Below are 1,674 nucleotides of genomic sequence, written 5' to 3'. Positions count from 1 at the left end.
CTAGCCTCGCCGTTTCGCTTGCGGTGGGCGAGGTGACGCTGAGAGGTCGATCGAGGCGGTATCGGGCGGTGGGCATGGTGGAGACCCGGCGCGTTGGTCGGGTTCTCCAAGGTCTTTCGTGTCGTAGGTGGCTGGGCTGCTGGTCAGTTGGCGGGGCGGGGCAGGGCGGCCAGACGGTGGAAGGCTGCGGCGAGGTGGTGTCGCCAGGGCCAGGTTGCTGCGATCCGCAGGTGGAGGCGACGGCCGCCGCGGGTGAGACGGGCCGCGACGTGCAGCAGCCGGTAGCGGAGCTTCTTGGGTTCGGCGGTAGCCAGCTCGCCGTCCAGAAGCAGGACTCGGGTCCAGGCCAGAAGGTCGATGGCCGCGAGGCTGAGCTCGAGCCAGGCGGCGTTGACGGAGAACAGGCGGGACGGGAATCGTCCGAAGCCGGTGGTCTTGCCGCACCGGATGTGGTCCTCGACGGTGGCGTGTCCGCGGTGGCGGACCTCGAGGAACTGGGCCGAGCCGCCGCCGGAGTACGGGGTGTCGGTGAGGAAGACCTGGTGCCGCAGTCCCTCGTCACTGTCGAACAAGGAGAGCTGGGCGCCGGGGTGCGGGCGTTCGCGGCGCACGATGATGCGGGTGCCGGCCGGGTAGCCGCTCAGGTCGACCATGCCGGTCAGCTCGGCGACCTCGGCGGACTCACGCAGGGTCTCGTCGGCGTCCAGGGCGGGGTGCCAGACCTGTTCGGGCAGGGCGCGGATCGCGCGGCGGACCGGTGCGGTGACCGCGTATCCGACCGAAAAACGCAGGTGGAGGCCGTTGTCGTGCAAGGCGCGGAGGTGCGTGAGGAACGCCTTCGCGCTGCCCGCACTGTCAGTGCGGACCAGTATGTCGGTGCCGTGCCGGTGGGCGTCGGGGATCTGCGCGAGGGCCTGGTCGAGCACGGTGATGTGATCGGCGGCGGTGTTCGCTCCGGCGTTTCCGGGCCGCAGCAGCCCGGACATCGCCTCGCCGGTGTTGGCCAGGAAACACAGCAACGGGTGGAACCCGAAGCCGCCTTTGTAGGTGGGTGCGGCCTCGTCCTTCTCGGAGTGGCAGGTGACCAGCGTGGCGTCGAGGTCCAGGACCAGGCCGGGCAGTTCGCGTCCGCCGGCCTTCACCGCGGGTATCGCGGTGCGGGTCTCCGCGGCCTGCAGCCAGGCCACCTCCCGGGCTGCGGCGCGGGCCGACCGCAGGCGGTCCAGTACGCGTTGGTCGACGGCGGCCAGCAGCCGCCAGGCCGTCGGCGTGGAAGCCACCGGGCCGAACACCTCGCGCTGGTCCCGCAGAACAGCCAGATCCGATATCGTCTCGCCGCCGTCGGCGAGTGTCACTGCGAGATCGGTGGCGATCCGGCCTGGGTCATGGCCGGTGCCGCGCGGCCGAAGCGGCCGGAGCACGGTGGAATACGCCGCAGTCAGCCCGGTCGCTTCGGCGAGGTCCGCCAGCAAACGTGCTCCGGCGTGCCCGACCACCCCCGACCCGTCGGTGGACACCATAAGCCGGGGCCGCGAACCGATATCCTTCACGCAGAAAGTGCCTTCCTCTGGCGACGACTGAACCCCTAGACAAGGTCCATCGTCCCAGCTCAGGAAGGCACTTTTGCGTTTCTACTCAACCTCACCCGCACCCCAACCGAAACGGCGAGGCTAG

1 protein-coding gene is annotated in these 1,674 nt (G+C 70.1%); it reads right to left on the bottom strand.

The genetic code is table 11. The annotated features are described in order from the left end of the window. Positions 1-143: 143 nt before the first annotated feature. A complete protein-coding gene (locus ACWD04_RS33975; RefSeq protein ID WP_451137582.1) occupies positions 144-1,550 on the bottom strand; it encodes an IS1380 family transposase in 1,407 nt (468 codons plus the stop codon). Positions 1,551-1,674 lie beyond the last annotated feature (124 nt).

The sequence above is a fragment of the Streptomyces sp. NPDC002911 genome (assembly GCF_053591835.1).
Note: the sequence above shows the minus strand (reverse complement) of the source record. Positions and strands in the feature narration are given on the sequence as shown.